We start from the raw sequence: 22250 nt of genomic DNA on the forward strand, positions 1-22250 counted from the left end.
GCCACGCCTCAGCAGTTCTCGGAAGCCAGCGTGTAGAGCACCGCCTTCTGCGCGTGCAGGCGGTTCTCCGCCTCGGTGAAGATGACAGGCGCGTGCGCCTCAATCACCTCATCGGTGATCTCATAGCCGCGGTACGCCGGCAGGCAGTGGAAAACACTGTGGCCGGGAGCGGCGAGCTTCAACAGCTCGGCATTGACTTGGTAGGGGAAAAAAGCCTTCTCCTTCGTTCCCTTCTCCGCCTCCTGACCCATCGAAATCCACGTGTCCGTGTTGATGACGGTGCAATCGCGCACGGCCTCCGCGACGTCGGTGGTGCAAATGACGTTCGGGCAATCGAGAGCGGCGAGCGTTTCCGCCTTCGGCAGAGCCTGCTCGGGCCCGGCCAGAGCGAGCGTAAAGCCGAGGCGTTTGGCCGCCCACATCCACGAGCGCCCCATGTTGTTGTCCACATCGCCGATGAAGCTGATCTTCATATCCTTCCAAGACCCGACGCCGTACTTCTCCTCAAGCGTCATCAAATCGGCGAGAATCTGGCAGGGGTGCTCCTGATCCGTCAGCGCGTTGATGGTCGGGATGTCGGAATACTTGGCAAACTCCACCACCTCATCCTGCCCGTAGGTGCGGATGATGGCGCCGTGAATCATGCGGCCGAGCACGCGGGCCGTATCCTTGATCGGCTCACCGCGTCCCAGCTGAATGTCGCGGGTCGAGAGAAACATCGGGCGGCCGCCCAACTCACTCACACCCACCTCGAACGACACGCGGGTGCGCGTCGACGACTTCGAGAAAATCAGCGCCCACGTCTGACCGGCAAGCGGCTGCTCCTCATGGTGGCCGCGCTCCGCCTTGAGGCGGTGGCCGAGGGCAAGCAGCATACGAATCTCATCACCTGTCAGTTCTTCAATGGAAAGCAAATTCTTCATGATTTCGGGAACACAATTCTCTTGCGGAAGACCAAAGGGTAGCACAATCATCACGACATGTAAAGCTTCGAATGCGTCATTCCGCATCGCTCGCGCCGCGCCAATGCGTGACCACGCGGCGCCAACGCGCGACCACGCCGCACCAACGGGCGACCACGCCGCACCAACGGGCGACCACGCCGCGCCAACGGGCGACCATGCGGCACCAACGCGTGACTATGCGACGCCCACGCGTGACCACGCGGTGCCTACGCCGCGCCCGGCACAACCTGAAAGGCGAGTCGGCCGCCGGGGCGAGGTCTTCCGTGCGCCTCGCGGCGGGGGCGAGCCTCTTGCGCCGAAGCGTTCCGCGCGTCCTTGTCGCGGTGACAATCAGCCGTTGGCTTCGCCGTCCGTCCCGCCCTCCTCGATATCGGCATCATCGTCGATATCGGCATCCGTCTCGTCCGCATCTTCCTCAGCGTCCTCAGCGTCCTCATCGTTCAGGAAATTCAGCGGCTCGGCCCCGGCCTCAAGCAGCACCCGGCGCAGCCTGTCGCCACTCTTCAGTTGAAGCGGCCGGATTCCGTCCCTGTCCCGCGCGTTGGGATCGGCTCCGGCCTTCAGCAGCAGGCGGCAGACCTCCGGATCGTACGCTTCGTGCAGCGGCGTGCGCCCCTCATTGTCGCGGGCGTTCGGATCGGCGCCGGCCTCCAGCAACACGCGGCAGCTCTCGGCAGAGCTGACGCTGTGCAGAGGGGTGGCCCCCATGTCATTGACGGCGTTGGGATCAAGCCCGACCTCGTGAATCAGAAAGGACATCACCTCGGCATCGGTCACAGCATGCAGCAGGCTGTTGCCGTCGTGATCGCAAAGCTTCGGATTCACTCCTGCTTTGATGAGCAGGCGACAGACCTCGACGTCGTTAATGCGGTACAGCGTGCTGCGGCCGAAGGAATCGCGCACCCTCGGATCGGCTCCGGCTTCCAGCAGCAGGCGGCAGGCCTCGGCGCCGGCAACGAAGTGCAGCGGTGTGCCGCCGTTCTCGTTTGCTGCTTTCGGGTTGGCTCCGGCCTCCAGCAGCAGGCGGTAGGACTCGGCGTCGTCAACGAAGTGCAGCGGTGTGTTGCCGCCTTTGTTTGCGGCGTTCGGGTTAGCACCGGCCTCCAGCAGCAGGCGGCAGACCTCGGCATCGGCAATGCCGTGCAGCGGCGTGTTTCCCTCATTGTCGCGGGCGTTCGGAGCGGCTCCGGCCTCCAGCAGCAGGCGGCAGACCTCGGCATTGACAACGTGGTGGAGAGGCGTGCTGCCGTCGTTGTTGCGGGTCATGGGATCGAGCCCCGCTTCGAGCAGCAGGCGGGCGGTCTCGGCATCTTCGGCGCCGTGCAGCAAGGTGTTGCCTTCGTCATCCCGAACCTTGGGATTAGCTCCTGCTCCGATCAAGAGCCGCAGCGTCTCGGGCGACATGGACGGCGAGAGCTCGAAGTTCGGGCTGAGGCCGGGCTTCGCGCCGGCCTCCAGCAGCAACTCGACGGCATCGGCCTTGTCGAAATACGCCGCTATCCGAAGAGGTGACATCTCGCCGGTTGGGGGATTGGGATCGGCGCCGGCTTCCAGCAACAGGCGCGCGAGCTTGGTGTCCTCGCCTGATATCAAGGCCAGAGCAAGAGGCGTCAAACCTTGTTTCTGCGGCGCGTTAACGTCGACCCCCGGGGTGCGGATGAGGGCTTCGGTGAGCCGTAACAGGCCATTTGACGCGGCCATATGCAGGGCCGTATCGAGGTTTTCGTTGACGAGATTCGGATCCGCCCCGAGTTCAAGCAGCAGCAAGGCTGCGTCTTCGTGCGGCACCGAGGCCGCTACGAGCAGCGGCGTCAGTTTGCCGGTAGGCAGCGTGCCTCTGATCGAACCGGTCTGAGCGTTGATGTCGGCGCCTTCGGCCACGAGTCGTCGGATCGCCTCCGTATCATTGTGCAGAGCGGCATGGTGCAGGGGAGAGGCGCCGAGCGAGTAGAGAAGCGAGCCGAGCATTTCTTCGACCTTTTGCCGTATCTCGGCTCGGTACTGCGCTTGCGCTTCCTCGTCCGAGAGGTCTGATTCGTCGTCCGCGGAGAATGCACACGGCTCTTCGCTTGTCGGCGCCGGAGTCGGTACGTCCGTCGCCGCGCCGACGTTCGGCGACCAGCATGATAAGGAGAGGGCAAGGGCGAGTAGATGGTGGCTTTTCATGGGACTGCGTGTTTGAAGATCAATACCGTGAGCTGCGTTTCCAGACTAAGCTTTCGCGGGCAAGCTGTCAAGAGTAAAGCCGGCGCACGATAACCCGCAGTGTGCGCACGATAACCCGCAGCGCGAAGGCGGTCGGCCCCGAGTTCTCAGCCTCATCATGGCCGCCTCGACATCGCCGCCTCAACTTCGCTTCCCGCGCAGCGGCAGCGCTATCACTCCTAAGGTAGAGCGTGCCGGCCGCCCTTGCCGCGCACCCCGGCGGAGACCGTGAGGCGCCGGGCTTGTCGGCGCACCCCCCTTGCTCCGCATGACAGAACTGATGCCCGCAAAGCCGAAATCGGGGCTTGAAACAGAGGGATTTTTTGCTACAATAGCGCCCATGAACGCCTTTCGTGTCACCATTCTCATCTTGCTCGTCGCCATCGTGGGGCTGATGTTCTACGTGCTGACCGTGTACATCCCCGAACAGCGGAAGGAGTACAGCGTCTACGAGGCCATGCGCAGCCAGAGCGAGAGTGATGCGCGCGCCGCAGCCGATCGACGCAACCTCGCCAACAACTCGCCCGTGAGCGAGAGCCCCGAGGAGGAGTCCGCCCGGCGCGAAGTCGAGCAGAGCGCCGCCGCTCTCGAACGCCAGCGCCTTGAGGCGGATGAGCGCAGCGCTCTGGAGGCCGGCCGTCGCAAGGAGGAAGCCGCCCGCAAGAGAGCCGAAGCCGCCGAGACGGCCCAATCGAAGCTGATCGGCGCCGTCGCCTCCTTCGATGAGGAGTGGAACTTCCTGCGCATCCAAGTCAATGGCGATCAGCTGCCTGACAAAGACGCCAAGGTGCTGATTGTGCGCGACGGAAGACCCGTGTGCGAGGCCGTCATCACCGGCGCTGACGAGACGCCGGGCTTTGTGATTGCCGACCCGAAAATTTTGCAACCGGCGCAGGGCGATGTCAACATCGACCCCGCATCCCTCAAGCCCCGCGCTGGCGACGGCGTCATCCCCTCTGACCTGATTGATATCGGCGACACGTCCGTCGATCCCTTCTTCAATTCGAATGCGGCACCCCTTCCGCCGACCACCGGCAGTTCGGCTCCGGAGGAGATTGAGGGTGTCCTGATCCCCGTAGCTCCCTGATGCGAAAAGCTCCTTCCATTCTGTTCGACCGCACGCCGAGTTTCTCCTTCGAGTTCTTCCCCCCCAAGACGGAAGAAGGTGCGCGTTCCCTTCTCGATACGGTACTGAAGCTTCAGGAGTTTCACCCGAGCTTCGTGAGCGTGACCTACGGCGCGGGCGGCGGCTCGCGCGAGCTGACGCGTGCCGTGGTGCACGACATGCAGAGCCGCAACATCCCGACCGTTCCGCATCTCACCTGCGTTTCTCACACCGAGGCGGAGATCGAACAGGTGCTCGAGGCCTATACGCAGGCCGGGGCGCGAGCCGTCATGGCGCTGCGCGGTGATCCCCCGCGCAACCGCCCCTACGATCCGAGCCTCGACGCCTTTCGCCACGCTGCGGATCTCGTGCGCTTCATCCGTCATTGGGAGGAGCGTCGCCGCCTGCCTTACCGCCTGACCATCGGCGTGGCGGGCTTTGCCGAGGGGCATCCCGATGCGCGCAACCGCATTCGCGAGATGGACTTCCTCAAGGCCAAAATCGACGAGGGCGCCGATTACATCTGCACGCAACTCTTCTTCGACAACCACGCCTTCTTTGATTTCCGCGACCGCTGCCGCATCCTCGGCATCGACGTTCCCATCATCGCCGGCATCATGCCCGTCACCTCCATTTCGAGCATGAACCGCATGGCCGACCTCTCGCCCGGAACGAACTTCCCGGCGCGCTTGCTCAAAGCCATGCTGCGAGCGGGCGGCGATCGCGAATCCATCGAGCGCATCGGCATCAACTACGCGAGCAACCAATGCAGTGAGTTGCTTGACGAGGACGTCGACGGCATTCACTTCTACACGCTCAACCGCTCGAAGGCCACGCTGCAGATCTACCGCAATCTCGGTATCAACAACTGCTACGATGTGGATCGCATCCACATGCTCAACGAACTTTACAACTCATAAGTCATGGACAGCACGAACAAGAAACCCGAGGAGATGCCGATGCTCTCCGAGGCAGAGATGAAGGCCATCGGTGAAATCTCCATCGGCCCCGCCAAACACGAAATCTTCCTCAACAAGCATTACAAGAAGCTCATCTGGGGCACCATCGGTCTTGCGGTTGCCGGTGCATCCCTCATCGCATGGTTCTCGTATCGCAATTCCGTGCGCGAGGCTGCCGCCGCAGAGCTCATCGACGCCATGAATGCGGAACAGGTGCTCTCTGATGACATCAGCGCCTTGCAGTTCAAGGGCGAAGAGCTGCGCAGCATCGCGGAGAACTCCCGCTACGGCAGCACGCCTTCGGCGGCTACGGCTCGCCTGCTGGAGGCTCTGCGCCTCGTTGCCGCCGGGCAGGAGTCCGCCGGTTTCGCCGTGCTTGAGGGCATGGCCGCCGACAGCTCGAACCCGGTGCTTGCCGCGCGTGCCGCAGCCGAGCTCGCCTCGCGCTACATGCTCCGCAAAGATGACGCCAAGGCGGCGGAATACTGGAAGCGCGTTCTCGACTTGGCTCCCTCGCCCTACTCGGCTCTCGCCTGCATGTCGCTCGGTGACATTGAGCGAGCCGCCGGCAACCCCGATGCGGCGGACGCATATTACAACCGCGCCGTCAATGACTATGTCAGCAGCGGACTCGTGCAGGCGCCTTCCTTGGATATATCCGTCGCTTTCCGCAAGCTCATCCTCGGCACCACGATGCCCATGCTTGTCTCGCCGCCGGCTGAGCCTGCTCCGAGCGCCCCGTCCCCGAGTGCTCCGGCTCCGAGTTCCCCGAGTGAATCCGTGCAGCCTGCGGGCGGCGGTGTGCTCGACACGACTCTCGGCGGGGGCTCCGATACCACGCTGGACACAACCCTCTGACGCAAGGCCATGAGCATCTTTCAGGATCACTTCTCGATGCTCTCCGAGCTCGAGCGTCTCGCCGCCATGGTGCAGGACCCCGTCCGGCGCCGCGAGCTTGGCGCGGAGCAGTGGCCCACGGCCATGATGGCTTTCAGCCTGCTCATCAGCAACGATCCGGATCGCCTCGACGAAGCGCTGGAGGTTTACCCCTTCTTCCGCGAGAAGACCCCGCTCAAGGAGCGCCTCAAGAGCCTCAGCCTGCTGGAGAACTTCACTCGCTCGCGCAAGGGGGAGGGCTGGCGGTCGTTTTTGCCCTACGCTCTGGGCGACGAAGAGCTCATCTCTCTGCGCGCCGCCAAGCTCACCACCCTCATGGCCAAGCCGGAGGAGGGCGAGCGCTTTACCGGCGTGCGCGAGCTGGTGCGCCTGTTGCAGCAGCGCGAGGATGCGCCCAAGACGCTGCTTTGTGCCGCCTTTGAGCTGGCGGATCTTCGCGTCGAGCCCTTGCTGGAGCCTCTGCTGGATCTGCCTGCGGCGCAGCTGGAGGGGCTTCTGCCGGCATCACAGGCCAACAGACTGAGCTGCAACTGGATGCTCAAGCTGCTCGAGCACCGCCCGGAACTCGCCGAGCTCGTCGCCGACAGCCTTTGCGCCATGGGGCAAACGCCTCAGGTGCTCGACCTCGCCATGCCCATACCGACATGGGCCTTCGAGTCGCCCAAATGCCAGCCCCTCCACGGCTGGACTTCCGCCGAGTATTACGCCCGCATGCTCCCGAGTTTGCAGGGACGCCTGAGCGAAGACGCCCTTCGCCGCGTGCGCGACGCGTGGGGAGCCTGAGGACTCCCCTGCGCCGGGATTTTTTCGGGCAGCTCCGCCCGAGAGCTCGAAAGGCGTGGAGCAGGGGGCAGAAAACGGGCGGCCGCGGCACAGCGACACTCGACGCGCCCGGCGGCTGATCCGAGAGGCGCAGCGACGGCGGAGCGACGCGAGTCGGTTGGCGGCTTGCCTTTCCGCACGGGTGAGCGGTGAGCTGCGGCCGCTAGAAGAGCTGCCGCGGCCGCGCATGCTCGGGCGTGTCTGACACCCTCCGCCGGGCTCTCGGCTCTCGCGTCCGTCTTGTCCGTCTTGTCGCCGCTTTGATTCCGCACGGCTCCCGTCGTGCGGCGGCGCGGGTCTCAACCGAAGGGGGAGAAGTATTCATCCGCTTCCGGACTGCTCGGCGGCGTTGCCGCTTGTTGCGGCTCGGGCATCCTGACAGGACTGCCGACGGCGACCTCGGCCGGGGCTGCCGCAGCGGGTGTGCGCGTCGGTTTGAGGACGTTGTAGAGCTGGTCTTGGGCGGCCGGGGCGATTTCGGCCAAGATGTCGACGATGTTGGCTCCCACTAAGCGGATGGCGCGGCGCAGCAGGTAGGGAACCGGGCTGGAGGGCTCGTTGTCTTCAAACCAGAGGCAGAGTTGCTCCATGAGGCGGATGGCTTCTTGCCGCCCTGCGCGTGCCTGGCCTGTCGGCGGGATGGCAGCGGGGAAGGCGCTCAGCGGGGCGAGCGCTGCTGCGGGCGCCGGAGCCGCCGCGGGCGGAGCGCCGATTTCTCCGCCGCTCGGAGGCTGCGGGCTGCCCTGCGGCGAGGCGGCGCTCTGCTCCGTCCGAGGGGCAGAGGCCGACGGCTCTGCTGCCGCTGCTCCGGCTGCTGCGGCAGCGGGGGCGACGGAGTTCAGGAAGAGCAGCATCTCTTTGAGCAGATCGCCGATAAGAGTGAAGTCCGGAGTTCCCATCCCGTGGCCGGCATAAATGTCGCGAATGCTGCGCAGAAGGTCGATGCTGGCGCTCAGATCCTGCTTTTGGTCTTCGGTGCGGTCGCCGGGGGTGTTTTGCAGGGCGGCACGGATGGTGCGCTCGGCATCACTGCCTTCGGGAGCTTGCCGGATATCATCGAGGCTGTACGAACCCAGCGCAGGCGAGGCGGTCAGCGCCGTCGCCAGCAGAAGGCGCAGCACGGTGGTGTCTGCATCGAAGCTGCCCGGCGTGGGCGAGAGGCGCATCAGGGTGCTGAGCCGCTCCTGAACGTCGCCGTCGTCCGGCACGGGCCAGAGCGTCTCCCACAGGTTCTCGCTGAGCTCGCGGATGAGTTCGAGCCCTTCATGCAGGCCGCTCAGCCCGCGGTTGGCCAAGCGGGCGATGGTCCAGATGACGGCAAGGCGCAGGTCGCGGGTCTCCTTCATGAGCCCGGCGGCGGCTTTTTCGAGCTTGCGCCAGTCCGGCGGGGTGGCGGGGATGACGGCGTCGCCCATCATGTGTTCGGGCTCGCCGGCGTATTGCTCGTCAAGCTCGATCATGCGGGGATCGTACTCGAGGTTCTCTCCGCAGGGGGAGTCGCCGCTGAGCGGCGCGGTGAATGAGGATATGAGGTCGTTGTTCATATAGCGTTTAGTTCAGGGGCAGTTCGCCGTCGGGGAGCTCGGTTTCCGGGTACTCAAGGAGGTGGTCCGCGGCGGACGGCGGCAACAGCCCGTCGTCGACGGAGGGCGTGAGGCAGGGCCTCAGGTAGAGGGTAAAGACGCCGCCGCTTTGATTGTCGTCGGTCTGGAGCGGTACAATGAAATAGTTGCGCGACGCGTCGTACTCCGCGGCGTTCTCGAGCACCAGATCGAGCAGCGCTTGGCGGCGATCGAGGTAATGCGCCGAGTATTCGTCGTCCGCGTGCTTGTAGAGGCGCAGCAGGAGGTTTTCTCCCGCAGACAAGAGGTGCTCCGTTTCTTGCGTGACGTCGGGCAACGTCCTGAGTTTGCCGGTGCCGGTGCCGGCGCTGTCGAGCGAGAAGTAGGGGCAGGCGGCGGCTTGCCTGATGCGGGCGTCGTCGCCGCATTCATCAGCGCCGGGGATGATCAGGCGGAAGCTGAGGCTGTAGCCTTGGCCGCGGAGCTTGTCGATGCTGCGGCGGAGGTTCTCCAGCTCTTCTGCGCCGGGTTTGCGGGGGGTGTTGCGCTGGGTGAGGTAGGCCTCGCGGATGAGTTGGCGCAGCTGCCTCTCGTGCTCGCTTCGGCTGCTAAGCGGGCTTTCTCCGGTGTTGAGGCTGAGGCTGCCCGGCCAATCGGCCGGAGCAATCATGTCGCGATTGAAGGTCATGGCGAACCAGAACAGGCAACTGTAGCCTTCGCGGTCTTTGAAGACCAGCGGCGCGTAGATCGTCTTTTTGTCATCGGAGAGCCGGGCCCCGGGGCGCAGGCAGAGATCCAGCGCACTCCAGCTGCGGCTCAGCTTCAGGGTGCTGTCCGGCGTGCTTGAGTCGGAGTGCCGGTAAAACTCAAACTGCAGACTGCCGCTGGAGGCGGCGATGCTTTCGGAGAGCAGAGGGAGGTCTTCATCGTTTTGGCGATTGAGGTTGAATCTGCCTGTGAGCGGCGTGCCGTTGCAGAGAATGCGGCAGTAGGGGAAGCGCCGCCCGACGGGGATGATTCGCTTGAGGTCGTCCCCGCTCGTGATGGCCGAGGCGCGCAGGTCTGATGAAGGCAGCACGGGAATGCAGCGAAGCTCGGACGAAGGATCTGCCAGCAGAATGAGCACGTCCGTGAGCTTGCGCAGTCCTGCATCGTGGCTGCTCGCGATGCTCAGATCGAGCGAGGCAGACTTCTCGGGGATGCTGCGGGCCGCCGCCTGCTTGGCGATTTCCGCCTCGCGCTGCGGGTCCGTCAGGTGAGCCACGGCGCCCAGCCTGTCGTAGAGGTCGTTGATGTCAAAGGGCGTCAAAATATCTTCACTGCCTCTTTGGGAAGTGTTGCAAAGCGGGAAGCGCCGCGCATCGGCGAGGCAGGCCGAGATGTCATCCTGCATGGCCGCCGCAGCCTCTTGCTTGAGCAGAAGCATGCCGTGGAGCAGGTAGCTGTTCCACCAGAGGAAGGAGGAGTTGCCCTGCGCGGGATACCACGAGCCCCAGTAGTTGCTCATGAGTTTGTCGACAGGCTGAGAGATGAGGAACTTCCAGGCACGGTCGGGCTTGAGACTGAGTTTGCTGATGTAGTCGGCGGATATTTGGAAGTTGCGACGCGTCTCGATGTCGAGAGCCTTCTTGGCCCGCAGGATGAGCTCGCGGATGGAGGTGAGTTGGGGGAAGCGTTCCTCATCCATGAGGCAGGGCAGATCGAGGGCATCGTAGATGAGGTCGTCGAGCTCGTAGAGGATGGAGCCGACGTCGGCCGAGTAGAGGACTTCGCCGCTTTGCACGTACTCGGCCCAGTTGCGGATGCCGCTGATGCGGTAGTAGGAGGGGATGGTCTCAACCCAGTACATGACGTAGTCGGTCAGGTAATGCTGGCAGGCGTCATCCACGCGGGAAAGGGCTCGCTTCAGTTCCCCGTCCGCTGCTCCCGTGTCGGTCTTGCTGCGGACGTAGTCCGAGAGCGCGAGCAGGTCGGTCATGCGGCGATTGGCACTCCCGGGTTCGTAGACGGGGTTGATGGAGGTGCGGCTCGCGGCGGTGTAGGGCATGGAGGGGAGTTTGCGTGCAACTTTTGCTCCCGGCTCAGGCACGAGGACTTCGACGTTGCTGTGCGGGGCTTCCGCGAGCCAGGTGATGAGCACGCTGCGTTCCAGCCTGTTCCAATTTTGCTCCCAGCAGGTGGCATTCAGAGCGCTGCCTTCGGGCGAGCCGAGCTCGCGGACGGCTGCGTCATATTGCTTGCGAGCCTCCTGAACGCGGCCGATGCGGTGCTGGAAGGTTTCCTCCGGCAGACCGACGGGGATGGGGAAGGAGAAAAGAGCGTTGAGGCGGTCGGCGCGCTCCATCGCGACCTTCCAAGGCCGTGTGGCGGGCTCTCGGCTTTCATCGCGATCCCAGAAGCGGCAGATGTCATCGCTCAGCAGTTCCTCGTCGCTTGCGGAGAGCTTGGTGAGAGCCTGCGTGACGGAGCTTGTGAGAGCGGAGAGTTGACTGTGCAGGAAGTCCGCGTTGTGAGAGCTGCCCAGCGCTTGGTCGAGGTCTTGGAAGTTTTGCAGGTCGCGCGCCAAGGCATCGCTGAGCGCGCGGCGCACCTTTTCGAGCGCGCGGCGCAGCGAGCTTCCGTCTCGAATTTGCAGGCGCTCTTCCATTTCGGAGAGTTCGGCGGCCTGTTGACGGGCCGATTGGTAGCGCTGCTGCCATTGGCGGATGCAGTCCTCGGCCGTGGCAGAGTCTTCACGTCGGACAGCTTCGGCAAAGGCTCTTTCCAGCTCGAGCATCTCGCCGTGGGTTTGGTGGAGCTGTTTGGCCTGTGCAATGAGGCTGAGCATTTGCCCGTAGTTGAGAGAGGGGTAGATGCTCAGGTCGTCGACCTCGGCGCAGTATAGGGAGGCTGCTTTGGTGATGGCTTGGGCTGCCTCAATGGAGACCGGGCGGAGGTATCCGTTGAGGATGGTCATGGTGCCGAGGGTTTTGTTGTGCTCATAGCTGTTGAGCCAGAGGGCACGGACGGCGGCATCGCGACCCGATTGACTCTCCGGGCGGATGAGCAGCGAGTAGTTGACGTCATCCTGCACGCTTTCTCCGTTCAGCAGCAGAATGCCGTAGCGAGTGATTTGCAGCAGGGTGGAGAAGCAAGCCGTGTCGTCGGGCTGCCAGTCGGGAAGCTGCTCGCCGCCTTGGTCGGCGCGGTGGATGAAGGTGCCGCGGGCGGTGCTGACGGCCGGCTGCATCAGCATGGTGACGACGGTGGCTTTGTCGATGAAATCTTTGTAGCTCTTGAGCAGCTGCGGCGATGCTTCGTGATCGACAATCCAACAGGCCGGCCTCCAGAAGAGCGGGAGAGGCGCCGGGACGCTGGACATGTTGGTCATGATGTAGAGGTACTCGCGGCGCGATACGGTCGTGCCGGGGACGGTCTGTGTTGTCAGCGGAATCTGTTCTCCCTGCCGGATACCCAGCAGGGGCGCGTTGTCGATGCTGTTGCTGCGGAAGAGTTGGTGGGTGTTGGCCCAGAAGGAGAGGTCGCGCTTCGCGAGTTGCTCGAGGCTGCTTCTCTGGAGCGCGGACCAGCACGTCAACGCCGCTGCCGCAGAGGCGAGCGCGATGCCGCTCGCGCCGTAGGGGCGCCGGATGCGCCGGAGAGCCTCGTCCGTGTAGTCGCTCTGCTCCGTCGTGCCCAGAATATGTTTTTGCAGCAGTTGGCGGGTAAAGTAGTGGCGCGGTGAGGCCAGCGAGAGGATTTTCTCACACTCGGCCACTAAACTGTCACTGCCGAGTTCGGATGCGCGGGCGCTGATGCCCGCCGCAGCGCTGTTCTCGGCGCGGGGCGGCAGGAGAACGGGGTGGAGTTTGCCGTCCTTCTTCTCAAAGACGACGCGCTCCGTGGTGGTGACGGGCTTGTCGAGCGTGGCCGTGAGCCAGAAGCCGCAGAAGGGGAAGAGCCCGCGATGGCGCTTCTTGTGGCGGACGTGGGTGAAGATGCCGGCGAGGTAGCGCTTGAGGTTTTCCCGCAGTTCCTCCACTTTGTCGGGCAAGAGCCAGATGGGAGCCATGAGGTCTCCTCGATTTTCGCCGGTGGCGGCCTGCTCCCAGACGCCGGGGTGCAGGGCCAGTGAGCCGCGCAGGGTCTTGAGGTGTTCAACGAGGCGGTCGAAGGCGAGATCCGTCGATGCCGTGTCGTAGGGCTCATCCGGTCGCGGATTGCTCCAGCCCAAGGGCTGCTCGCAATCTTCGTCTGACAGCAGGGAGAAAAATTCGGAGAATCCCTCGATTTGATCGCATTTGGTGACGAGGACCCAAACCGGGCAATATACGCCGGTGATGCGGCTCAGCGCCCGCATTTCTTCGGCAATGAGGGTGATTTTGCGGTCGCGCAACTCGGCGGAGTCCAGCAGCAGGGCGTCCGCCGGGATGGTCAGGATGACACCGCTGGGCAGGTTGTTGCGGTAGATGCCGTGCAGCTGCTCGAGAAAGAATTGCCACTCCTGATCTTGCCGACCGCCCCAGCGGCTCAGGAAAAGACGTCCGCCGATATCCCAGATGACACCCTTTTCGGCGAGCCAGAGGTTGAAGGTCGACGTGGCCTCGGCCGCGCGCGAGAAGTCATTGATGCCGGCCGGGTAGGCGATGCCGCCTTGCTCCATGAGTCGGCTTTTGCCCGAGCCCGGTTCGCCGAGCAGAAGCCAAGAGGCCGTTCGCTGCGGGTTGATGCCTTGCGCGGCCATGGCCTTGCGTGCGGCGTCCAAATCCATGCGGATGCTCTCGACGCGCATGAACTGCTCGCGCTGCTGCGATTTGAGATCTTTGCCCGCAGCCATGGCGGCGAGCTCGCGCCGCAGCAGTAAATCTTCTCGCATGGTGCCCACCATGCGGTGCAGGCGCCGACGGTGGATGATCATGCGCGCGGCGATGTAGAGCACAAAGGCGATCAGAAGCACTGCGATGATGCAGAGCGTCCACTCCGTCCAGCCCCAATCTTGGGTGCGGGCAAGGGCGGAGGTCGCGGCGTCAGAGGGGGAATCGGTCAAACTCATGGCTGGGCGTCAGAGAGGTCCGGGCGCAAACGCTTCGGGTGAGTGAGAGGTGAGGGGTGAGGTTTCGGAAAAGAGGGGGCGGCAGCGGAATCGTCCGTCATTTTGTCTCCGCCGAGGATGAGGTCTGCTCTTTGTTATCGGGGGCGGGTTCGGCGCCCGATTCTTCGGCGGGGGGCGCAGCCGGCGCCGTCCGAGTCGAGCCGTCTGAGGGCGCAGTCGACGTCGTTTGCGGCGTCTGTTGCGGCGGGGCAGCGGAGGGCTGCGGCGATGGGAGCGCACGGGGTGCCGGGGCGAGGTCGGCCTTGTTCTCGGCGTTGGCGTCGCGCGGCTGCTTGCGTTCACGGACGGCGACGAGCGTGTCCGCATTGAGCGCGTGGCGCATGGCTTTCGCCTCGATGAGCTTCTGCGTTTCGCTCAGCTCATGGCGAAGGGAGTCTGTTGCGCTGCGGTAGCTGTGCAGGTAGTAGATGCAGGCCAGCACCAGAGCGGCGGCGCCGATCCCGCAGATGCACAGCCCACGGAGAACGGGGTTGCGGGGGCTGGCGAGCCGGGCGGGCGATTCCGCCTGCTGTCCGAAGAGTGTCCGAGTTGCTTCCTCCTCCGGCATGATGGCCAGGATCTCGGCTGTACGGCGCATCAGCTCTTCGAGGCGCACGCTTCGCCTGCCCAGAGAGCCGGAGAAACCGCTGGCCACCATGTCATACATCAGCCGCAGGTGCTCGCGCGCCTGCGGTGTGTCTTCCTCAAGCCAGCGGCGCATGTAGTCGAAAAACTTCTCGTCGCCGGCGAGCTCGTTGTACCGACTGCGCCCCACATCCTGCCACTGCCGGGCGTAGGGGAAGGCTCCTTCATGCACCATGTAATCAATGTAGAAGGCCGTGTAGCGGCAGGCGTCTTCCAAGGCCTCCTGATTCAGCTCACGCGATGCCGCACCCGTCTTGCGGATGCGGGCCATTTCTCGCATGAGGTGACTCATGAGCAGCTCCTGTTCGGGAGCCTTGCCGCGAGCCGCCTCGCTGCGGCAGGAGACCATGTAGGAGATGAGAGGAGTGAAGAGCTCGCAGAGGGTCATGACTGTCGGGCGGGGGCTGAAAGAATCAGGTAGAGCTCGGCCTGCGTGTCGGGCAGCATCTGCGGGCTCCAGGTCAGCGCGCAGCTGAGCTCATCGGCAATATCAAGCCAAGTGTCATCCTGCTCCGGCCGATTCGAGCAGAACCACAGGCGCCTGTCGCCTGCGGGCAACAGCGGCGAGGGCATGCGCTCTTCCGCCAGCCGAACGCCGCGGATGCGCATGCTGCTTTGAGAAGCGGCCGTGAGCTTGAAGGCGTCTCCCGCCTCCACCAGATCGGCCACGCGACGCGGCGGCTGCTCACTGCGAACACAGACACAGACGCAGCGCACGGCCTCAAGCCACTCCTTCTTCAGCTCGCCGAACCAAGCGTGCGCCGCCTCATCGTGCCGCAGCTCCACCCGCACGCACCACTCCGTGGCCTCCGAGGCCGTCAGGCGATAGATGGCTTCAATCACTTGGGCGAAAAGCGGCAGGCAGTCATCATGACGGTAGAGAGCGGGCCGGGGAGCCTCTTCGAGGGGTCTGAAGGCTGCCAACTGCATCAGCAGTCGGCAGAGCTCGGTGTAGAGAGCCTGCGGTGCGGCGGAAGGCAGGGCCGCGAGCTGCCGCAGGGCGCACAGGGAGGATTGCACGATGGCGCTTTTGAGCATCTTCTCCAGCCTTTCGACGGCTCGCTGGGGCATCTGCATGTCGCGTTCCCTCAGGGAGGTCGCCAAGTTGACGGCGATGCCGTCGAGATGTTCGCAGAGGGCATCGAGGCGCTGCACGAGCTCCGGGGCCGCGCTGAGCGTGAGCGAAGGGGCAACATAGCTTTCATCGCGGCTCAGCGAGGGCCGGCCGTCCGCACTGCGCCGACAGCGCAGACGCATGAGCGGCAATTTCTCGTATCCGGGCAGCGTCTCGGGCCGGGTGGAGAGCAGCAGCCGCAGACGGCGGAACATAATCGGCTGCTCGTTGCCGCCCGCATTGATATCATAGCACGGCTGCGGCTGCGCCTCGTAGCGTCTGGGCGGAGACCCGGCGGCGGCTCCCGCGGACAGGTTGTCCTCTCCTTCGCGCAGCGGCGCAACGGCCAGATAAACCGTCAGCGATGAAGCACTGCTGAGCTCCGAGCTCAGATCGAGAGCCTCTGCTACCGCATTGCGCGGCAAGTCCACCGACTCTCCGCCGGGGAGGATGGCCTGCAGGGAGCGGATGCTGAAGTGGAAGTGCTCGAGGGCCGTCTCATCAATCTCGAGCTGCGCGAGGCCGTAGGCGTAGGGCAAAGCCAGACAGAGATCGCTGTTGCGGGTCATGGCGTGGCTCTGCTGCGCCTGCTGAAAGTGGTGCGGGCGCAGGAAGACGCCGTCGGTCCAACTCAATGAAGGGGGATATTGCAACATGGGGAAAATCAATGAAGATGTGGGTAAATCGCGAATCAGTTATCTTCCGGCTTGAGCGGGGTTTGCAAGAGGAGCCCTGCGGGGATGATGGACACTTCGATATCCGTACCGTCCCAGCGATCGGCCGCCAAGGGCAGCGTCAGACGGCGCATATCCGGTCCTTTGGCACCGTCGCGGGGCAGATTGATGAAGAGGACGAGATGGCTGGCTCCGCGCTTCTCCAACCAGGTCTTCCAGACCTTGTCATCGCGGCCGAGAGTCTTTTTCTCATAATCCTCCTCACTGAAGTAAAAGGTTTTCTTGCGGAGTGAGTCTCGGAGCACATTGGAGGGGTCGAAGTAGTCGTCGATTTCGGTTTGTTCGAGCTGCTTGAGGGTGGTTTCGTTGGCCTCGACGATGTCGACTTCCACGGAGGGAAAGACGCGGAAGCGCTCGATGGTGATGGGATCGTAGGCGACGCTGAGGTTGTACTCGCGCGGCGCCGAGGATTGGCAGGCGGTGAGAGCCAGCGAGCCGACAAGCAGGAGGAAGAGTTTTCGCATGCGAACGAGCAGTGAGTCTTGTTGAGTTGCAGTCAGAAAAGTAGAGGGAGAATCAGCAGATGTACGTGATGCCCGCGGTGACCATGGCTGAGGTGGTGACGGGAACCCCCGTGGCGGGGTTGACGCCGGAGGCCATGGACGTGATGTTGGCCATGGGCAGACCGTGGACGATTTTGTTGACGGCCGTGCTGCCGGCGATGACGCCGGTGCAGGCAGCCCCGGAGACGGGCGAAGTGATGGTGGCGATGGGCAGACCCTTGACGAGAAAGGTGGGGGCTGTGCCGGTGATGAGATCGCCGGTAACGGAGGTGCCGGTCGTGACCATGATAGGCGTGGGCATAGGCTGGAATCGAGAAGGTTCGGGGGTGCGGATGAAGAGCTGAGCGGAAGGTGAAAAGCCGAGAGGATGGTGAAAGCCGAGAGGATGGGGTAAAAGCGGCGGGATCAGGATGAAGGAGCCGAGGGGAGGGGCGGCGGCCGGAGGCGCTCGGCAGAGGGTCGGACGACGAGCCCGCCGTCGGTCAGCATGATGAGCAGGCTCTGCGTGCCGGCCGGGTAAGCCGAGCGGTGCAGGGGGCAGGTGACGCGGCGCGGGTCTGCGGCGCTGGTGGAGCGCCGTTCGGGTTTGGGGGTGACGGCGATGAGGATGTCTGCACCCTTCTCCTGCCAGAGGCGCCCCGTGGCGTCTTGATCCGGGAAGATGGTGGCGCCGGGCGTTGCGGCATCCAGAATGATGCGCCGGATGTCCTGCGGCCGGGAGCTGCGGCCCAAGGTGGCAAAGTACTCATCCACGGGTGTAATCGTTTGGCGGCGCTGCTCCATTTCCCCGCGCACGGCGTAGAGATCGACAAAGGCGGCCGTTGTCGTACGGCTGCGTTGATCGCGGATGCTGACCGGAAGCATCGGGTCACGCCACGAGCAGGCCGGCAGCAGCAAAAGAAGCGCCAGCGCGTGCGGAAGAAGCTGTGATGCGAACCGTGTTATCATCATTGTCGAAGCGCCTTGTCACATTCTACCAAAGCCTGAGCGTGCGCGCAAGTCTCTATCATCGGAACGCTGCGTTTCTTCCGCATCCGAGCGGACGGGCTCGCCGTGCTCATCCCACGTGCACGTGCCGTCGGCACACTGAATGCCCAGTTCGAGAAACTTGGCGTAGCGGGTGTCATAGTCCATGTCGCCGCCTTCCAGCAGGGCGAGCTGTAGGAGCGTCTTGCTGAGACCCATGGGCGGCAGTGTGGGGTTGGTCGGAGCGAGGCCGGTCTCGGTCATGAGGTTTGTCGAGCTCCAGAACGCGGCGTAGGCAAGCATGGATTCCGGGCCGTTTTGGGCGGCCATGGCGGCCTGACAGGCGAGCTGCCCGTTCTCATCGCTGGGAACCAGCAGCCAGCGCAGAGCGGCCTCTACGGCCGACGTTTTCGTTGCCGGAGAAGGTTGGGGCGGCAGCCCCTTGAGCTGAAGGGGAAAATGTTTTTTCATCTCGCCTTCGACGGCTGCCGGAACAGCGCGGGTTTTGGCGCGCGCGGCTTCGAATATCCGGTCGGAGGACGGGATGTCCATCGGCGGCTCAGACGGAGAGACGCGCTGCACAAGCTGCTCAAAGTCTCGGTTGGCGGATTCCTGCATGCTCTTGACGATATCGGCCATGATCATCGGCCCGTCGGCACTGCCGAGAGAGCCGGGAGGCAGTGAGGCTTGCAGCTGAGCAAAGGCTTGATTGACCCATGCGAGCTTGAGTTCGATGCGCTTGGCCGGGTCGAGATAGTTTTGTTGTCGGGCTTCGTCCTCGAGCTGCTGAGCCGCTTCGTCGATATGCTTCTTCTGCGAATCGACGAGGCTTTGAATATCCGACGTGTCGCTCAGTTTGGCCGCGAGGTCGAGAGCGGATTTTTTGCGCCTCTCCTCCGGGGAGAGGCCGTCGCGCGCCCGATCCTGAGCAAGGTCCTGACTGACCATGCGCAGGCACAGGTAGGCCCACCACACGCCCACCCGGGGAATGATGGCGTAGCAGAGCAGGTTGACGGCTTCCTCGATGAGGTTTTGCGTGAGCAGGATTTGGAGAGCCAGCTCGTTGCTGATCTGTTCGGAGGGGAAGAGGGAGAGCACCTCATCTGCGGGGGCATAGCCTCGGTAGTGCAAGGTGGAGGAGAGATCCTCCCGGTGCAGCATGATGAAGGGGTTGTAGAATTGTTTGCCGTTCCAGGACATGAATGAGAATCAGACGTTGAGTTGCGTGCCGGTTGTCGTGGCCAGCGAGTCGGAGGCGGTGGACAAAGCCGCCTGTTGCGTGGCGGAGAGGGTTTGCTCGCTCTGGCTGACGCTGCTGCTGACATCGCTGACGACTTCGGACGCGTCCGACACCGCGCGTTCGCTCGCCGAGACGCTATCGCTGCTGGCAACAACGCTTTGATCGCTTGCGCTGGCCGATGCCGAGTCGTTTTTGAGGGCGAGTTCCTGTTTGTCGACGGCGTCAATTTCCGCCTGAAGTGTCGTTTGATTTGACTTGAGCGTTTGCACCTCTTCCATGCCCAAGGTCAGGTTGCGTTTGGAGAGGTAGCAGAGGTTGGCGAGCTTGTTCATGACTTGCTCGGTTGTTTTTTTGTCGAGAAGCGCCGTCAGGCCCGCAGCTCCGGCACCGAGAGCCAAGCCGACACCGGCTCCGATCGAGCTCCCCAGCCCGTTGGAGGATTTGAATGATGCCGTCTTCGGGCGGTCGGTGGCATTCGGTTTGGTGAAGCTGTCCGGGCTATCCTTGCTGCCTCCGAAGGCCGAGCCTCCGAAGGCTCCGGCCAGACTCGCGCCCCCGGAGGCAATTCCCGCCAACATCCATGAGTTCGTGGGGATTTTTTTGATGATGTTCGACATGGATGCGCGCTCGCTCATTGCAAAGAAACCCGCCAAGGGCGTGTTAGTTTCAATCAAATGGTTGTTGTAGTTCCAGATTTGGGGCGAGGATTGGGTCATGGAGGTGGCGTTGAGCTTGACCATGCTGCCGGTGACGGATACGAGCGAGGAGAGTTTGCTGGTGAAACTCAGTGCTCCCAGCCACCCCAGTGCCTGTTTGACGGTGGTGACGGCCGAGCCCGCGAAATCGAGAGTCGTCAGCCCGGCGGTTTTCCACCCGTCCTGCAGCGTGCCGCTGTAGATGGCGTCGCTGCCGCCGGCCGTCGAGACGTAATCTTTGATGGCCAGCGCCCCGTTGATGACGCCGTTAAAAACGGTGTCTTGGATGGTTGCACCGCCGATGACGGTTATTTCCGGCGCGTAGAGCTTGGCGGAGAAGTCCGTGATGGCAAAGACGGAGCCCAGCACCGTGGACGATTTAACCTGATTCGTGGCGATGGAGGTGATGTAGGGGCCCTTGGTGACGACGCCGCTGGAATCGACGAGAATCGAACCGCTCATGGGCAGACCGGCGTTGCTCAGCAGGTGCGTGGCCTGGCTGTCGTCTGCCGTGTTGTAGGCCGGGTAGGCGCCGGGATGGAGCACTTTGCCGGTGGCGCTGGTGATTTGAATGCCCGCTTCGGTGATGCGGACGGAGGATTTGCCGACGCGCAGGGTGATTCCCTGTGCCGCGGTGACGACAATTTCTCCGCCGGCGTTGATGATCTGGTGATCGGCGGATTGCAGCAGAACATCGCTGTTGGAGTAGATGTTGACTCCTTCGAAATGCGGGCGGGTGGCGGGGCTGTTGTATATCTCTTGTGCATCCTGAGCCGCATTGGCCATGGCGTAGCCGCCGGAAGAATCCGCCTCGGAGACGAAGCCCATGACGGTTTCAACGATGCTGCTGGAGAGGTAGGTGTTGGTGATGTGCTCGCTCTGCTCGACGGGTTTGACGCCGTTGTCGAGAGCGATGAGCTGAATCTGGCTGAACGGTAGAGGCTTGGCGGCCAGATCCGTGACGGACATCGGACGCGTGGCGGCCCCGGCCTCCGTCGTGCCGTTGGGGCTGCCCGCGCTTTCCACTTCCAAGTCGATTTCTTGGCCGGAGGGGGCCGCGGGATCGGTGTAGGTGCGTTCCGGCAGGTGGGTGCGGTTGCGAAGGGTGACGGCGGACAAATCCGTGGTTGAGTCTGCCTTCTGCCGCGTCCGGCGATTGAGGGTTTTGAGCCGCGCCAGCGGGGCGGCGTTGCTGTCGCGGAAAAGGGAGGTGAGGGCTATGGGGATGCTCAGGTCGCCGCGGTCGAGGCAGACGAGGACGTTCCCCTTGCGGGGGCGGGCGAGAAGTCCGCTGTTTTTATCGGCATAGGGAGAGGCCATTTCGACCCAAAGAGTGTTGGAGAGCTGAGCCTCTTGCCCTTCTCCCGCGCCCCATGCGGCAATTTCGCGGACTTTGCAGAGGTTGCGGGAGCTCTCATCGCCGTAGCAGGAGGCGTCTTCCACAACGGCGAGAAAGCAGCGCATGTGCGGTTCCGGCCAGGAGGCAGCCTCCTGCAGCGGGCTATCCGAAAGTCCGGGGCGATCCTCTGTTTGCACGGGGCGCGGCAGCAGACCGATGGCAAGGTCGCTGTCCGCCGGCATGCCTTCGATGGTGACAGCCCAGCTCTTATCGGTGGCGGTGATGGTTTGGCGTATGATGACGCATTCTGCGGAGGGGCGGCACTGGGGATGCGTGCCGTTTTTCCACTTGATTTTGTGCCCGACGGCCAGCGCCTGAAAGGCTTCGCTGCCGTTCGGGTAGCGGTAGTGACCACGGCAGTAGCTGCCGTGACTGCGGGCTGCCTGAAGCGTGGCCAGCAGTCGCTTGGCATCGGGCGCCGAGCTCAGCTGATCCCAAGTGTCGTCGTGCAGGCTGTACAGAACAGCGCAGGAGGCGGGCTTTGCGGCATCCGTGCTGCCCTGATTGTAATTTTGCAGGGCGATTTCCCCCTGCTTCAGATGCCGGATGCCGTAGTTGGCCTTCCACAGCGTCGCGCGGGAAGAGACGGGCACCATGACGGCCGGAGCCTCGTCTTGCCCCTTGGCCGTGAAGGGCTCGCGATCCGCTTCAACCGCGTCGAAAATGCAGAGTTTTTCTTTCGGAACGGCACCTTGCTCTTCGGCGGGCATCGTCCAGACGTAGGCTAGTCCCCAAGCGGCCAGCAGGCGGGAGAAGAAGTTGTAGTCGCTTTCGTCGTTTTGGACAAGCTGGATGAAGGCCGGTAGGTGGCTCTTGGCTTTGCTGCTGATGGTGAGGTCTCCGCTCCCCCAGCGAGACACCAGCAGATGCAGCAGCTTTTCAGCAGGCGCGGCCGTTTTATCTATCCCCGTTATATCGATGTTTTGGATTTCTTTAGCGCTGTAGACCAATCGGTTGCGTGAGTAGCACGCTTTGGCGAGAGCCGGGCGGATGGTCCACTTGTACCACGAGAGCTCTTTTCCCGCCTCGGTGAGCTCGCTTTCGGCGGTGGTGTAGCTCAGCGTTGATTCGATGCTCATGACGACGCCATAGAGGGAGTGCAGCACGCGCTCCCCTTCCTGCACGTGCAGACTGATGCGCTTGCCGAGCTGCGTCAGGATGGTATCCGGCTCTTCGGCGGTTTTGACGAGAATATCGTAGGCGTAGAGCGATGAGACCGCCTCTTGACCGGACAGAATGCGGGTAGGTGTGATGTTGAGATGGTCTTGAGCGCTTGCGGCGTTAGTCCCGTTATTCTCGGGACTTGCTTCTGCGTCGTTGAAGAGCGTTAGTGTTAATTTAAGACTCATGAAGAGGTGAGTGCTGTTG

The 22250-nt window shown here is 63.4% G+C and carries 15 protein-coding genes; 4 read left to right on the plus strand and 11 right to left on the minus strand.

Annotation, left to right across the window (positions count from 1 at the left end):
• Positions 1-8: 8 nt before the first annotated feature.
• Entirely contained in the window at positions 9-923 is a 915-nt protein-coding gene (gene argF, locus AC6UAL_RS02305; protein ID WP_500681740.1) for an ornithine carbamoyltransferase, read from the minus strand.
• 372 nt (positions 924-1295) lie between these two features.
• Positions 1296-3131, minus strand: a complete 1836-nt coding sequence (locus AC6UAL_RS02310; RefSeq protein WP_500681741.1) for an ankyrin repeat domain-containing protein — start codon at positions 3129-3131, stop codon at positions 1296-1298.
• 379 nt (positions 3132-3510) lie between these two features.
• On the opposite strand from AC6UAL_RS02310, the gene AC6UAL_RS02315 reads away from it, so the two are divergent.
• The 4 genes from AC6UAL_RS02315 to AC6UAL_RS02330 are packed head-to-tail and all read left to right on the plus strand — an operon-like array spanning position 3511 to position 6914.
• Positions 3511-4257, plus strand: a complete 747-nt coding sequence (locus AC6UAL_RS02315; RefSeq protein WP_500681742.1) for a hypothetical protein — start codon at positions 3511-3513, stop codon at positions 4255-4257.
• Positions 4257-5195, plus strand: coding sequence for a methylenetetrahydrofolate reductase [NAD(P)H] (gene metF, locus AC6UAL_RS02320; RefSeq protein ID WP_500681743.1), 939 nt, complete (start codon positions 4257-4259; stop codon positions 5193-5195). The genes AC6UAL_RS02315 and metF overlap by 1 nt, the downstream gene beginning before the upstream one ends.
• A gap of 3 nt (positions 5196-5198) precedes the next feature.
• The gene (locus AC6UAL_RS02325; protein ID WP_500681744.1) at positions 5199-6092 is read left to right on the plus strand and encodes a tetratricopeptide repeat protein; all 894 of its coding nucleotides are present in this window, start codon (positions 5199-5201) and stop codon (positions 6090-6092) included.
• Positions 6093-6101: 9 nt separating this feature from the next.
• Positions 6102-6914, plus strand: a complete 813-nt coding sequence (locus AC6UAL_RS02330; RefSeq protein ID WP_500681745.1) for a hypothetical protein — start codon at positions 6102-6104, stop codon at positions 6912-6914.
• A gap of 338 nt (positions 6915-7252) precedes the next feature.
• Here the strand turns inward: AC6UAL_RS02330 and tssA are convergent, their stop codons facing one another.
• The 9 genes from tssA to AC6UAL_RS02375 all read right to left on the minus strand — a co-directional run bounded on the left by tssA (position 7253) and on the right by AC6UAL_RS02375 (position 22231).
• Positions 7253-8497, minus strand: a complete 1245-nt coding sequence (gene tssA / locus AC6UAL_RS02335) for a type VI secretion system protein TssA (protein WP_500681746.1) — start codon at positions 8495-8497, stop codon at positions 7253-7255.
• 7 nt (positions 8498-8504) lie between these two features.
• A complete protein-coding gene (locus AC6UAL_RS02340) occupies positions 8505-13547 on the minus strand; it encodes a type VI secretion protein IcmF/TssM N-terminal domain-containing protein (protein ID WP_500681747.1) in 5043 nt (1680 codons plus the stop codon).
• 97 nt (positions 13548-13644) lie between these two features.
• Entirely contained in the window at positions 13645-14619 is a 975-nt protein-coding gene (locus tag AC6UAL_RS02345; protein ID WP_500681748.1) for a DotU family type IV/VI secretion system protein, read from the minus strand.
• The gene (gene tssK, locus AC6UAL_RS02350; RefSeq protein WP_500681749.1) at positions 14616-16001 is read right to left on the minus strand and encodes a type VI secretion system baseplate subunit TssK; all 1386 of its coding nucleotides are present in this window, start codon (positions 15999-16001) and stop codon (positions 14616-14618) included. The genes AC6UAL_RS02345 and tssK overlap by 4 nt, the downstream gene beginning before the upstream one ends.
• 35 nt (positions 16002-16036) lie before the next feature.
• Entirely contained in the window at positions 16037-16543 is a 507-nt protein-coding gene (locus AC6UAL_RS02355; RefSeq protein WP_500681750.1) for a hypothetical protein, read from the minus strand.
• A 52-nt stretch (positions 16544-16595) separates the two neighbouring features.
• Positions 16596-16883 (minus strand): hypothetical protein, encoded by a 288-nt coding sequence (locus AC6UAL_RS02360; RefSeq protein WP_500681751.1) that lies wholly within the window; start codon positions 16881-16883, stop codon positions 16596-16598.
• A 104-nt stretch (positions 16884-16987) separates the two neighbouring features.
• Positions 16988-17530 (minus strand): hypothetical protein, encoded by a 543-nt coding sequence (locus AC6UAL_RS02365; RefSeq protein WP_500681752.1) that lies wholly within the window; start codon positions 17528-17530, stop codon positions 16988-16990.
• 18 nt (positions 17531-17548) lie between these two features.
• Positions 17549-18748, minus strand: a complete 1200-nt coding sequence (locus AC6UAL_RS02370) for a DUF6931 family protein (RefSeq protein ID WP_500681753.1) — start codon at positions 18746-18748, stop codon at positions 17549-17551.
• Between the two features lie 9 nt (positions 18749-18757).
• The gene (locus AC6UAL_RS02375) at positions 18758-22231 is read right to left on the minus strand and encodes a contractile injection system protein, VgrG/Pvc8 family (RefSeq protein WP_500681754.1); all 3474 of its coding nucleotides are present in this window, start codon (positions 22229-22231) and stop codon (positions 18758-18760) included.
• Positions 22232-22250 lie beyond the last annotated feature (19 nt).

The sequence above is a fragment of the Candidatus Parakkermansia intestinigallinarum genome (assembly GCF_944389695.1).
GTDB lineage: Bacteria > Verrucomicrobiota > Verrucomicrobiia > Verrucomicrobiales > Akkermansiaceae > Akkermansia > Akkermansia intestinigallinarum.